This window comes from Allobosea lathyri, assembly GCF_900108245.1.
Taxonomy (GTDB): Bacteria; Pseudomonadota; Alphaproteobacteria; order Rhizobiales; family Beijerinckiaceae; genus Allobosea; species Allobosea lathyri.
Genome location: NZ_FNUY01000007.1, coordinates 188,563 through 201,128 on the forward strand (window position 1 = coordinate 188,563; position 12,566 = coordinate 201,128).

Here is a 12,566-nt window from a genome sequence, read left to right on the forward strand (position 1 = left end):
AATGTAATCAATTAAACTAGTCAGGATCGAATCCCGCCCTGTCCGCTATTCCGTCAGCGGGTTATCAGGACCAAGTGCCAAGGTCGCTCCCGACCCAGTGCGGAAGAGTAATGATGCGATGCAACACTGGAAAGTCACGCTGTTTGGATATGGTGAGTTCGACTTCGGCGATGTAGTCACCAAGGACGGTGAAGTAATAGGGACATGGTCTTCCGACGAGAATGATTTCCATAGTTTCACCCCTAACGGAAAAGAAGAGCCGATTTTCGTAAGCCCTTTCCTCGGGCCGTTCTGCTCTTGGGTGGCTGAATGGCATGAAGCTCAACATTAGGAAACGAAAGTCGGCTCTGTCGCATAGCTGCCGCCACGAGCTGACATCGGAAATGTGAGCAAACCACCCATAACTGACTTACGCCTGGTACCACTTCCAATCTGACATTGCCGAGTTCGATTCCGGTGTCCAAGCCGCGAGAGAGTGGGAAAGAGCCCCCTCGGAACGCCCGGAAAATGACAGAACGGCTTTGTTTCTCACCGACAGCTAACCTATTGGCGCAGGCGGCTTGAGGTTCCCCGGCCAGGGGCACCATCCCGCGCGGGCGAACTGCCCAAGCGTGTTGGCGAACCATACTGTTAGAAGTCCCTTCCGGGACGGCCAAGCTCCGCTCCCGACCCGTGTGAGACATTCGCGGCCAATCAAGCCGCCGGTGAGGGTGTCCCATATCGGACATCTAGGGTGTCCGCTTTTGGGCAATCAACCCAGAGGGCCGCGTCGGAGTGTACTGTCACCGCTTAACGCGGCGGATGATGCCCCTGCTCCGCAGAATGGATGGCCTGGCTCACGGAACCCGAAATCTTGGTCGCAACCTGCGCTTCGTGGTCGATGCCGGCTTGGAGATCAGCCTCGTAAACATTTGACCACACAATTTCACCCGTTTGGGCTTGCACAAGGCGGCTCGCAATCCTGAGCTTGTCTCTCGCTTCACGGATCGCCCCATCTAGGACGTACTGTTTTGCTTGGCGAGGGGGGTGAGCGTCGGCATTTTTCGCCCCGCCGTGAGCACTATCGCTGCGAAAAATCGCCAACCCACCCTTCGCTGACAGAGCCGCGAGGATTTCGTCGGAAAGACCGGCCGCCAGGGCCGTTGCATGGGGACTGCCCGACAGGTTTTCGAACGTCTTGACGAGGACGTAAGGTCGAGATGCAACGGTGTCGCGAGCCGGAATAGTCCGCTCCGACAGCACCGACAGGATAGCCATTATGCTGACGACGATCACTGCAAGGCAACCTTGCAGCCAAACGTTACTGTGCCACTCCCACGGGAAGCGGCGAGATGAGGCCTTAGGCGACGAAGCGGCGGCTATCGGCACAACAGGGGCGTCGCCTTCGCTCGCTCGTGACCGGAAGTGCGGGACGTAACCACCCTTGGGAATATCGATCAGAACCGGATCGTTGCTGCCCTGCAGCAAATAATAACGTTCCAGACCCCGTCTGAGCCGACCCGCCTCGATACGAACGGCCGGGTCGTTCAATGTGTCGAAATCTGTGGGCCGGCCGAAAACTGCCACCGCAATCGAATATGCCTTGATCCGATCGGCGCGGCCCGCCAGTGCTTCTTCAACGACGTAGGAAAGAAACGCGTGGATCCGCGGGGGCATGGCGAAATCGGCGCTGGAGAGGATCCGATGTAGTTGCTCGCGGATCCGCTCGGCGCAAAAGGGAAGCGCCGCTGGCACGCCCGGCTGAGAACCGCCCTGTCTCTCTTGTTCCATGGCCCCACCCCGGTCCGGGTCGTCCATTTCAACTTCTGCTAGCAGATCAAGTTATCCTGCATCTTGGCGTTGGCAAGCGCGCAATGCTCATTTCGACCACCGGGCCTGCAGCCGATGAATACCTGCTTGTTGTTCAAACTCGCATTTGACCAAATTGCCATGGCCCCGCATGACCGCAGTATTCACAGTTACATCGTCCTCAAGGCCAATAGAGCGATCGATGTGCGATGTGCAGGGTTGCGAGCGGCTAGCGGGGCGGGACCGATCGGAACACCCCGCCCTCACTTAACGAGATCCGAACATGATGCGGATCCACGAGCGCGGGCGCGCCCGTCTGATAATGCGATTGCCAAGTTGGCGGGCTCGTTTTGAACGCTCCTCCAGCCAGTCCTTCCTTGACGTCTGCGAGGCCTATGAGCAGGCGTGGGTCGCGCTTGAACAATGGTCGAGGTCGGAGAGGCCGACAAGCAGCACGATGGTTGCCGATTACCGCGAAATAGTAGCTTCGTTGGAACTGGACGCGAAGCTCTACGCGACCTCCTCCGTGGAGGAGCCTTAGCCTTGACCCGCGGGAGGTCTGCTTGCCACCCCATAGCTGACTTGTCGAGCGGGGGGAATCAATGGCTCAGCGGCGGTGCCCAAGTTGGTTTCTTTCGCAAGCCGCTCGGGAAAGCCTGCCCTACTGGGCACGCCGCGAGATACTGAACCGGACCTGTTCTGTTCTGCTCGGGGGGGCAGTGTGAATCGCTCTCCCGCTACCAACGCTTTCCCCCATCAGGAAGCGTCTTCCCGGTGAGGGCCGAAAGCGGCCCAACGACATCAACCTCATACTTTCCGTCAGGCGCATCGCGCACGACGGCATGATCGACCATCGCGCGGAACGCTTCGGTGACGCCGCCCGCAAGGGTGCGCGACATGCTGCGCGACTGCGGGATCAGCCGACCAGCCACCATGTAAACGTGGCACCGGCAGCATTGACCAGCGTCAACAGCCAGTGAGGCGTGATCGCGGCGGTTGCCATGATGTCGAAATCGTCCGGCATTCAGCTAGACTAGGCACCTGCCTCATTGTCAGCGCCTCCCATTTGGGGGCGGTATGCCGAAGCGCGGCGGTAGCCACGCGCTCGGCAACACCTCCGGCGCACTTTTCACATTAGGACGTCGTTGTGGACGCTCGCGGCGCCCCGGCCGCGCGGCATGCGTTCGGCTGCGACATGGGCGGGGCAGGGCCGAAGCAAGACGTGTCGACACGTGGAGGCCGGCAGCCAAGGGAAGTTGCCTTCGGCGATAATCGAGGGGTGGAAGGGCGACAGCAAAGAAGACTGGGGCGGGTCAGCCTGGCGCTGGGGCGCAGCTGCCGGCTGACTGGCTGCCTTCGGCGCGCATCTTTCGCGTGATCGTGCACTGGACCGGCGGCAGCCACCGAACCTCACGGTTCGGCCGCAACCACCATCATATTCTGATCGAGACCAGCCCGAAGCTGATCAGAAGGATACCTTCGATCGCTAGGAACGACGCGAGCGAGGTAAGCCCTTGGCTATGCGGCGCACAGGCTCGACTGCAATGTTCGAATCTCCGCCGATGCCTAAAATCTGGCATGCCATATGTGCCTAAAATATCACTTTAAAAGATATTTCGCATGCTTCGTTCGCAAATACTCGTCATTCACTTCCTGTCAATAGTTTCACATGCAACCATCAACGCCCTGACTGTGCATGGGAGGAGGATCACATGCGTTTAGGCCTTGTATCCACTACTGTTCTAGCAATGTGCCTGGCAGGCTCGGCCTTCGCGGCCGATCTTCCGAGCCGCGCGCCCCCGCCGATCGTCTATGCACCGGTGTTCACTTGGACCGGCCTATATGTCGGTCTCAACGCCGGCGTGGGATGGGGCGATTCGGGCGGCGTTATCGTCACGGGACCGACAGCGATTTCGTCCGGGTCTCTCGGCGGTGGCGGCAGCGACGGCCGGTTCGTCGGCGGTGCCCAGATCGGCTATAACTGGCAGTCCGGCGCCATCGTCTACGGCCTCGAGGCCGACATCCAGTATGTCGACACCGGCGGCAATCTAAACTGGGGGCCCTATAGCTGGTGGGGTGGCCGGGGTGGCGGTGATGGAGCCTATTTGGGCACCGTTCGCGCCCGTTTGGGCTATGCCATCGACCGAACCTTGATCTACATCACGGGTGGTCTGGCCTATGGTGGCCTCAATACCAACCCGCTCACCGGAGACTCGACGAGCAACGCCGGCTGGACCATCGGTGGCGGTGTCGAATATGCCTTCACCAACAACTGGACCTTCAGGGTCGAAGGTCTTTACGTCGATACCGGAGAGGGACGAAAGACACAGGCCTTCGTCAACCCGCCAGGCGGCGTCCTTCCGGCTGGTGTCTATACCGCCACGACCAGTGGCGGCGGCGGCGCCGGACTTCTTCGAGTCGGCGTGAACTACAAGTTCTAAGACGAGTACTTTGGATCTGTGAGCAGCCCCGCGCTTTGCGCCGGGCTGCTTCCACTCGTCCAGCCCCTCCTGGCGCCTCAGCCAAATCCGTCCAGCGCGGTTCCTGCTCTTTGCCTGCGACAGCGCTCGAACCGCTCGTCCAGCAAATCACGAGCACGCTGACGGGCGCGGCTAAGCGGAAGGGGGCGGATGCAGCAAGCGCTTCGTCCTGCCGCCGCAGGGATCGAAGGGTAAGATCGAGGAACGCCCGCCGTCCGGACTTCCATTGACGACATTAGATGGGTTCCAAAGAACGCGATTCGCGAGTAGATTGATTACCGCGCGCCGCCCCTCCTTGGGGTATCGTGGTCGGCTGGAGGGGATATGCCGTTTCGGTCAATCGCTGAGCCTGAGGACCTGGCCAGATTGACGGCCACGTTCGACACCGTTTGGGCAATTCTTGAAGAGCAACGTCCCGTTGATCCGCTCAGTGTCGCCGCGGAGAGAGAACGCCTCGGCCATATCATCGTCACGCTTTGGCGAGCGGATCCAGACTGCGATTTGGTGACGAAGGCCGTGCAACAGTTCAGGGTGGGAGGTGTCCTCCTAACGCCGCTGCCAGGTCTCACCAAGCCGCTGGATCTTTGATCGCAGGAACAGCGCCCGCCGCTTCCTCCGGACGCTTACCACACCCTCATCGCGGTCTGCAGACCCCAGCCTCACATCCTGAAAACGATGACGCGAGCAGCAGGGCGATGGCTGGCATGCCCCGGCCCTCTTCGCCAGTTTCTCGGCGGCTCCTGTTCCAGCACTCGTTATCGCTATGAGCGGGCTCGCCGCGGACCCCAAATATTTCATCACAGGGCGGTGACGAAAAAATTAGCAATTTTGTCGGAAAATTGACCATATCCAGCAACCAGTGAGTAGCGGGTCGCGGTCTATTCAAAACAAGAATGCTCCTGGGGGTAGCAATGCTGATCTATGTTGGTATCTTCTATCTCGCCTGCGCTGCAATATTCCTTGAATTGGCGGATCGTGCGCCGATCATGGACTGAACAGAAAACCATCTGAATCCAGGGCCCTCTCTATCGACCTGATCAAGGCGAGAGCCCCTTGGCGGTAGGTTCGGCACGAGGGAGTCGACCCCGTTTTCTCCGCCCCCCGCCCGAATTGGGACGCCGCCGACGCGAGCCGGAAGCTGGCGGCCAGATCAGTAGGTGTGCTTGACGTTGAGAAGCGTCGTGAATGTGCGGGCGATGATCCGCATGTCCAGCCACACGCTCGAATTCTCGACATACCAGATATCGAGGCGCACACGCTCGACCATGCTGTCGGTCGTCGGCGTCTCGCCGCGGCTGCCATTGACCTGAGCCCAACCGGTCAAGCCGGGCTTGACGTGCTGGCGATACGGATAATCGCCGATCAGCTTCTCGAAATGCTCGTCATGGGCGAGCGCATGCGGCCGCGGACCGACGATCGACATCTCGCCGCGAAGCACGTTCCAGAGCTGCGGCAGCTCGTCGATGCTAAGCCGGCGTATCAACCGCCCGACCGCTGTCACCCTGCTGTCATGGCGCGACGCCTGACGAACGGCAGTTCCGTCCTCCATGACGTGCATGCTGCGGAACTTGAAAATCTTGAACGGCCGGTTGTTGAAGCCGTTGCGGGTCTGGCGAAACAGGACCGGACCCGGGCTGTCGAGCCGGATCGCCAGGGCCGTGACGGCCAGCAGCGGCGAAATCAGGAAAAGCGCGACGCTTGCGAAGATGACGTCGAGCGCGCGCTTCACACCGCGCTCGCTGAGCGTCATCGGCGCGCGGTGCAGTTCGACGGAGACCAGATTTCCGAAGCGTTGAATTGGCCGCGAGACGATGTCCCCGAGCCGCGAATCCAGCATGAGCCTGATCGGCAGCGGCAGGATGCGCATACCCGCGACGACGCGTTCGGCGAGGTCGAGCTGGCTGCCGTTGAGGGCGATGACGATCTCCTCGACATGCGAGCCACGGAACGCTGCCACGGCATCCGCGATCACCGCCCGAACGGCCTCGTCATCCGTCAGAGTAGCGGGCGAAAGCTTCATCCGGGCCACCACGGTCAACCCAAAGGGCGCAAGTTGCCGGGCCAGTAGATTCTCGTCCAGCTGCGCGGGATCACCGATCATGGCGATGCGGCGCGTCGCGAACGCGCCGCTGGCCAGCGCCCGCACCATGAAGCCATGCCAATAGAAGCGCAGGCCGGCGATCAGCATGACGCCCCATAGGACGAATGCGAGCGCCGTGATGCGGGAGATCGAATGCCCCATCTTCAGTGCGAAACCGATGATGGTGAGGAAGCCGGCAACCACCGCCCAGAGAGCCAGCACGCTCGATATCTGGCGCAGTGGCCTCAGCAGCTCGATCGGCCGGTAAAGACCGCGCAGCTGGACCAAAGGCACGAACAGCGCCGCGAACAGCACGCCCATCGCCAGGGAATCGGTGAAACCATCCGGCGAATGGCCGACGAAGCTGTTATAGGCCAGCCCGCAGATAACGCTCACCGCGACGATCGCGACGACATCGATCACCATCACGAAGGCGCCGATCGAATCGTAGCGGAACCAGCGCCCGCGCCGTGTCACCCCTTGAGCGGTAAAATCGATCGCCATGATCGTTCCCAGTTGACGGGTCGCGTTAAGCGCCCGTCTACGATGTTTCATTACCGGCTTCAACTACTGCGCTATTGCGTAACGTTATTAAGGCTACAAAAACTTTTTCTGCCTGCCACAGCAAAAACTGCGCCAGCAGGAACAATCTCTTACGTACAGGCATAACGCTTGCCATATGGCAAGAAACCATGAAAATGATGCCAAAATGCGCCGGAATCCAGCATACGCGGACCAACTCCGCGCATCCCAAATTGGCCGAGCGCTGCCTGTTTCGAGGGCACCACATCGAAGCTTTCGTCCGAGCTGGAGGCGCGGCAATGGCCGGGAGCTGCGCTGCCATGAAAATGCAACGCTGCAGTGCAATATTATGTTTACCGCAAGGCACAATATTTGCGGTAGAGCTCAGGTAGCCCGCACGTCGCTTCGGGAGCGGCTGACTCTGTCAGCCCAGGGAGGGTTCGGCATGACGACACCGCAAATGGACGCCTCGGCCTGGGATCAACTCGACCAGCTCGACAGGCCGACCTCTCCTCGCCGGCTGAGGTCGGGTTCGGCAGTGGCTCTCATCGGATTGGGCGCCGTCCTGAACCTCGGCTGGATCGGGCTCATGATATTTGCTCTCGCAAAACTGGCGCTTCCCTGATCAGCGACATCGCAACGGCTTGAACGCGGTTGCCCGGCGCTGCCTGCCGATCATCGATGCCCACGAACTCGATGCTTGCCTGACAGGCGTCCCGATCAATCCATCCGCCAGGGGCGCCATGGCTGGATCGGCAAGCCGAGCTCGCGGGTCGGCATCCCCCGCGCCCGCAAAGCAAACGAAAATCTGATGCGCGCTGACTCCGAGGCGGAGGCGGCGACGCCATAAAGCCTGGCCTGGACATCGGAAGGCGCCATTGCCAGGGTTGCCGCGAGTTGCACTGTGAACTGCATTTCCAGCAGAGCTGCAAATTCCGAGAGCGCCTGTTGCTGAAGCCCCTCCGGAAGATGCCTGAGCACCCCGATCGCCATCGCATTTCGACGGATGGCAACCCAGGCCTCGCGCGGACCGAAGGCATAGGATCTGGACAACGCGCTGATCGCAGCCTCGCTCAGCCCATTCCTGCGCGTCTCGCTCCAATACAGCATGAGCCAGCCGAAAGACTCACGCGGGGAGCAGGCCAGCAAGCGTTCCGCCACCTGCCCGAGATCGAGGATGGCGGCATCCATCCGTTCGAGATTGTTTGCCGTCACGATCTCGTCGGCGCGTTGTGCCCGCAGGATCGTCAGGCTCCGCAGCCGGCCGAGATCGCAGGACTGGCGATCGGGTGCGCCGTCCGCGATCGCAGCCTCCAGAACAGGCAGTGGAAAGCTCTCGCCAAGCACGACCTTGCGCGCGAGCGCGTCTAGCGTCCTCCCGTTATCGGGCAGATAGACCTTGCCATAGGCGATGCCGGCAAAGCCGAGCAGGCAGACGGCGCCCCTGAGAGCCCAGCCCGTCCATGCTCTCATGCGGCATCGGCTTCGACATAGTAGTTGCCGTAGGCAGCGCCGCGATAGGCCTCGAGGCGCTTCAGCTCGGCCGGGTCCGCCTTGTTGAGGATGGCCCCGACGAAGCGCTGGCGGGCCGGCTCGACGCTGAGCATGGCATCGCGAACGACATCGCGGCTCGTATTCGCCCATTCGATCACAAAGACATAGTTGTCGAACAGGTGCATGCACGCCTTGACGTCGACGACCGGCACGACCGGCGGAAGGTCGACATAGATATAGTCGTAATTCTTGCGCGCGCTCTCGATCAGCTCGTTCATCCGCGTCGAGGTCAGGAGCGCGACGATATTCGGCTGGCGCTCGGTGACGATGGTCGGAATGAAATCCAGACCCGTCACGGCATCGCGCTGGATGATGCTGCTCAGGGATGCCTTGCCGTTGAGGAAATCGACCAGGCCCAGCTCCAGGCCGGGCTGCAGGGTCTTGGTCAAGGACGGGCTATGCATGTCGCCGTCGATCAGCAGCGTCCGGTGACCCATCTGCGCCGTCAGGAGTGCAAGGTTCGACGAGAAGGTCGTCTTGCCTTCGGTCGGCACCGATGAGGTGATCCCGATGACCGCAGCGCGGTTGGCACCGCGCGCGATGTCCAGCGAGACCTTGACGTTGCGGATCGTCTCGGTGAAGCGGGAGAACGGCGCGATGATGACGTGGCGAGCGATCGGATTCGCGCTTCCCAGAATTCCATCCGTTAGCGTCACGCTGCGCAACGCGCGGGATTTCTGGGTCTCGTCCCCGATATGGGGGAGAACGCCGAGGCACTCCAGGCCGGCATAATTATTGACGTCCTCGGGCGTGCGAAAATTGTTGCCGAGCAGCTCGCGGAAGAGCGCCGCGCCGAAACCCAGCGCCAGACCAAATACGAGGCTGCCGGCATAGATCAGGATCGCCCTCGGGGAGGACGGCCTGGTCGGCACCGCCGCGGGCGTGATGATGCGGGCGTTGATGACGGGGAAGGTCTGCTCCTGCGTCGCCTCCTGGAATTTCTGCAGGAAGCTCTCATACAGGCTGCGATAGCTCTGCGCCGAGCTTTCGAGATCGCGAAGCTTGACCTGCGCCTGATTGCTGGACCCGGCCTGCGAGATCAGCTGATCCAGGCTCTCACGAAGCGACCTCTCGCGGGCCTGCGAGATCTCGTAGTCGCTCTTGGCGCTTTCGGCGACGCGCTGGAGTTCCTCGCGAGCGGTCCGTTCGATCTCCGTCATCTGCTTGCGCAGATCCATGACGGCGCGATGGTCCTTGCCGTAACGGGCCGAGAAATTCGCCTCCCTGGCCGAAATATCGAGATATTGCGCGCGCAGGCGGGTGATGACCTCGTTGCGCAGGGCATCCGCAACAGTGCCATTGACGATATCGCTGTTGATGACCTCCTGGACGCGGTCGAAGCGTGCCTTCGACTCGGCCGTACCCGCACGCGCCGTCACCAATTGCGTGTTGACGTCGGCAAGCTGCTGCTCGCTCATCAGGCCACGCGAAGTATCGATGATGTTGTTGTCGGATTTGAATTTCTGAACCGCGAGATCGGCCGCGCCCGATTGCTCGCGCAGTTCCTTGATCCGGTCCTCGAGCCAGCGGCTAGCCCGCCGCGTCGCCTGATAGCGAGCCTCAAGTTCGCCGACCATGTAGGAATCGGACAGGGCGTTGGCGATGGCAGCCGCCTTTTCCGCATTGGTCCCGATATAGTCGACCTGGATGACATAGGTCACGCCAATCCGCTTGGCCCGGACGCCGGCAGTCAGGGTGTCGACGGCAGACTTCTCGAGATCTTCCTGCGAGCGGGGCGTACCTGCGCCTCCCAGCGAAAGCAGCCTGGAGATCAGGCCGGGCGTCCCGACGAAATCCGGATCATTAGTCAGCTTAAGATCGCGCACCACCGAAAGGGCGACGCTGTCCGATTTCAGAATCTCGACCTGGCTGTCGACGAGCCCGGGATCGAGCTGACGGTCGCCGGACGCGTCCTGTCGCGCCATCACCTGGCTCTTGCGCGTATCGACCATGATGAGAAAACTGGCGGTGTAACGACGCTGCGCGGTCGCCAGATACATCGTGCCCAGAAGCAGGGCCAGCCCGAGCGCGCCAAGCACGACCGGCCACTGCCGATAGCACATGCGCATCAGGGCCAGCAGGTCGAGCTGCGGCATGAAACCGCCCTCGCTCCGCTGCGGCTGACCTGACATCGAATTGGGATTCGGAAGATGCAGCATCGGTCACTCGGTCAGGTTGCACTGCAACATAAGTCGCACGTGCCGATAACTCATTCAATTGTGGCGCAACGACGCCGCGGGTACTGAAAAAACGCCTTGTTCAGCCATGCGGCCCATCACAGCTTGCCGAACGGGTCCCTTAGCGGTCCGATCGGTGCGATCCTGCCATCCAGCTTAAGTCGCTGGCGGTCGGAATCCGGCGTTCCCGCCCCTACCCCCGGAGAAAGCGGAACGGCTCCGCTGTCCGGCGTCAGGAATTTTGCGAAGGCCCGCGTCACCTCGCGGTCGCCCATGGAGCGGACCGCATCCGTGATACGGCGCGTCGTGTCCCCGTAGCGGGCGCTGCAGGACCCGGCGGCGCGGCCCATGCCCTGGCCGATCGCGGCCTTCTGGGCGACGTTGGCCAATGGGACGACGCTGATCAGCCCCCGCAGGGAGGCGATACTGGCCGCAGCCAGCATCTGCGCCCGATAGATCAGCTGGTCGCCCCCTTGTGGACTGTTCTGAAGAACGACGCGCGGATTGCGCACGATCTGCTCGAGATAATCAGAAGCGACCGGAATCTGGCAGGCCGCCTGTGCCGGCCGCCCGCTCCCCGCATCGAGGGCGACGGCCAGCAGGATGGCCGAAGCGACGAGGAGAGGCCGGCGCAGGCGCGTATGACCGCGCAAGAACCGCCCCATCGTCGCTTTGCTCCGCACGACCGTCATCGTGTCGCGATCACCCCGACATTATAGGGGACGACAGCCACCTGATTGACGAGCGACAGGAACTTTCCGAGATCGACGGTCTGCGCATCGGCGGCGATGATGATGTCGCGATCACGCAGCTTGAAATGGTCACTGAGGAAGATGCCGTCGGCCGTCCGCAGGTTCACGGCATAGACGGTGGGAACGACATCGGTCGTATAGGGAGCAATATCGACGCCCAGCTGGGTCAAGGTCCTGCGTGCCTCCATGCGGAAGATGAAGACGGATTGCGGATCGGCGCGCTCCGTGCGCAGGCCGCCCGCCTTCGCCAACCCCTCGGCAAGGCTCATATCGTCGTTCTCGAAGGTCACGCGGCGGCTGTTGGCGCCGCTGGGATCCGGCGTGGCGCCGAAGATCATGAAATATTGCGGATCGCGCGAGAGGAAGACGACGTCGCCGGACTGCAGCTGAACGTCCTGACCCGGGTTTTTCAGGATCGTGCTGAGCATCGCCTTATGGGTCTTTCCAGCACGCTGGATCGACACCATCGTCTCATAGGTCGGGTAGCGCGGGCCGCCGGCGCGGGCGACGGCGCCCATCAGGCGAATTCCACCGGGGTCCATCGCGAAGCGCGAGGGCGTGTTGACCTCGCCGAGGACGCTGATGTCGTTGCCGCGGCGCTCGTTGATCGTCACGACGACCTGAGGCTCGATCGCCCGATTGGCGAGGTTGCGACGGATCTCTTCGCTGACTTCGCGGGCAGACCGGCCCGCAGCCTTGATCGACCCGGCATAGGGCACCTCGATCGTGCCCGTGCCGTCGACCTGCTGATTGGGAACCTGCACGAAATTGCCGGAGCGCGATCCCGCTTCCGTGGGAATGAACAGGCCGCCGGCGGCAGCCTCGAAGATCGTGATCGACAGGATGTCGCCGACCGAAATCCGGACATTGGCGAACGTTCCGCTCCGACCGCCCGACAGCGCCCCGAAGCTCGGGCGGCGGGACGAGGTCGCGGCATTGGCGGCGGGGAGCACCGAGCCGGTCAGATCCACCAGCGCGTAGGAAATCCGGTCGTCATTCTGGAGCGCGACCGACGCACCGCCCCTGACATCGGTGGAATTGGGCGTATCTCTGGGAAATGCAGTGCAGCCGACCAGGATTCCCGCGACCAGCATTGCGGGAGCAAGAGTGGCGGCTTGACGGCCAAATCGAAGGAGCGTCGCGGCAAATCCGCCCGGCAAAGATAACATCAATCTAGCGCCCCAACCAACCAAAGGTCATCCCGCATATCGCA

Annotated in this window: 10 protein-coding genes; 3 read left to right on the plus strand and 7 right to left on the minus strand. The window is 61.8% G+C overall.

Annotated features, from left to right (window positions below):
- Positions 1 to 789: 789 nt before the first annotated feature.
- Both C4S73_RS17490 and C4S73_RS28285 read right to left on the minus strand, forming a co-directional pair.
- Positions 790 to 1,797, minus strand: a complete 1,008-nt coding sequence (locus tag C4S73_RS17490; protein WP_103873791.1) for a hypothetical protein — start codon at positions 1,795 to 1,797, stop codon at positions 790 to 792.
- 728 nt (positions 1,798 to 2,525) lie between these two features.
- Complete coding sequence (locus C4S73_RS28285; protein WP_160115809.1) at positions 2,526 to 2,687, minus strand: hypothetical protein; 162 nt, start codon at positions 2,685 to 2,687, stop codon at positions 2,526 to 2,528.
- Positions 2,688 to 3,500: 813 nt separating this feature from the next.
- Here C4S73_RS28285 and C4S73_RS17505 point away from each other — a divergent pair.
- Complete coding sequence (locus C4S73_RS17505) at positions 3,501 to 4,229, plus strand: outer membrane protein (protein WP_103873794.1); 729 nt, start codon at positions 3,501 to 3,503, stop codon at positions 4,227 to 4,229.
- 405 nt (positions 4,230 to 4,634) lie between these two features.
- Positions 4,635 to 4,856, plus strand: a complete 222-nt coding sequence (locus C4S73_RS17510; protein ID WP_146071390.1) for a hypothetical protein — start codon at positions 4,635 to 4,637, stop codon at positions 4,854 to 4,856.
- Positions 4,857 to 5,418: 562 nt separating this feature from the next.
- Here the strand turns inward: C4S73_RS17510 and C4S73_RS17515 are convergent.
- Entirely contained in the window at positions 5,419 to 6,852 is a 1,434-nt protein-coding gene (locus C4S73_RS17515) for an undecaprenyl-phosphate glucose phosphotransferase (protein ID WP_160115810.1), read from the minus strand.
- A 463-nt stretch (positions 6,853 to 7,315) separates the two neighbouring features.
- Here C4S73_RS17515 and C4S73_RS27955 point away from each other — a divergent pair, with 463 nt between their 5' ends.
- Positions 7,316 to 7,495, plus strand: coding sequence for a hypothetical protein (locus tag C4S73_RS27955; RefSeq protein WP_146071391.1), 180 nt, complete (start codon positions 7,316 to 7,318; stop codon positions 7,493 to 7,495).
- Positions 7,496 to 7,590: 95 nt separating this feature from the next.
- Here C4S73_RS27955 and C4S73_RS17525 read toward each other — a convergent pair whose 3' ends face one another.
- From C4S73_RS17525 to C4S73_RS17540, 4 genes are all read right to left on the minus strand, one after another.
- On the minus strand, positions 7,591 to 8,343 hold the full coding sequence (locus tag C4S73_RS17525) for a hypothetical protein (protein WP_103873798.1): 753 nt from the start codon (positions 8,341 to 8,343) through the stop codon (positions 7,591 to 7,593).
- Positions 8,340 to 10,583, minus strand: a complete 2,244-nt coding sequence (locus C4S73_RS17530) for a polysaccharide biosynthesis tyrosine autokinase (protein ID WP_103873799.1) — start codon at positions 10,581 to 10,583, stop codon at positions 8,340 to 8,342. The genes C4S73_RS17525 and C4S73_RS17530 overlap by 4 nt, the downstream gene beginning before the upstream one ends.
- A gap of 116 nt (positions 10,584 to 10,699) precedes the next feature.
- A complete protein-coding gene (locus C4S73_RS17535; RefSeq protein WP_146071392.1) occupies positions 10,700 to 11,266 on the minus strand; it encodes a hypothetical protein in 567 nt (188 codons plus the stop codon).
- A 23-nt stretch (positions 11,267 to 11,289) separates the two neighbouring features.
- Positions 11,290 to 12,447 (minus strand): polysaccharide biosynthesis/export family protein, encoded by a 1,158-nt coding sequence (locus C4S73_RS17540; RefSeq protein WP_160115811.1) that lies wholly within the window; start codon positions 12,445 to 12,447, stop codon positions 11,290 to 11,292.
- Between the last annotated feature and the right edge of the window lie 119 nt (positions 12,448 to 12,566).

Bases quoted from the DNA above. Each gene is read 5' to 3' on its own strand.
- C4S73_RS27955 (WP_146071391.1), top strand. From the start codon at position 7,316: ATGACGACACCGCAAATGGACGCCTCGGCCTGGGATCAACTCGACCAG.
- C4S73_RS28285 (WP_160115809.1), bottom strand. From the start codon at position 2,687: ATGTCGCGCACCCTTGCGGGCGGCGTCACCGAAGCGTTCCGCGCGATG.
- C4S73_RS17505 (WP_103873794.1), top strand. From the start codon at position 3,501: ATGCGTTTAGGCCTTGTATCCACTACTGTTCTAGCAATGTGCCTGGCA.
- C4S73_RS17540 (WP_160115811.1), bottom strand. From the start codon at position 12,447: ATGCTGGTCGCGGGAATCCTGGTCGGCTGCACTGCATTTCCCAGAGAT.
- C4S73_RS17490 (WP_103873791.1), bottom strand. From the start codon at position 1,797: ATGGACGACCCGGACCGGGGTGGGGCCATGGAACAAGAGAGACAGGGC.
- C4S73_RS17515 (WP_160115810.1), bottom strand. From the start codon at position 6,852: ATGGCGATCGATTTTACCGCTCAAGGGGTGACACGGCGCGGGCGCTGG.
- C4S73_RS17535 (WP_146071392.1), bottom strand. From the start codon at position 11,266: ATGGGGCGGTTCTTGCGCGGTCATACGCGCCTGCGCCGGCCTCTCCTC.
- C4S73_RS17525 (WP_103873798.1), bottom strand. From the start codon at position 8,343: ATGAGAGCATGGACGGGCTGGGCTCTCAGGGGCGCCGTCTGCCTGCTC.
- C4S73_RS17530 (WP_103873799.1), bottom strand. From the start codon at position 10,583: ATGCTGCATCTTCCGAATCCCAATTCGATGTCAGGTCAGCCGCAGCGG.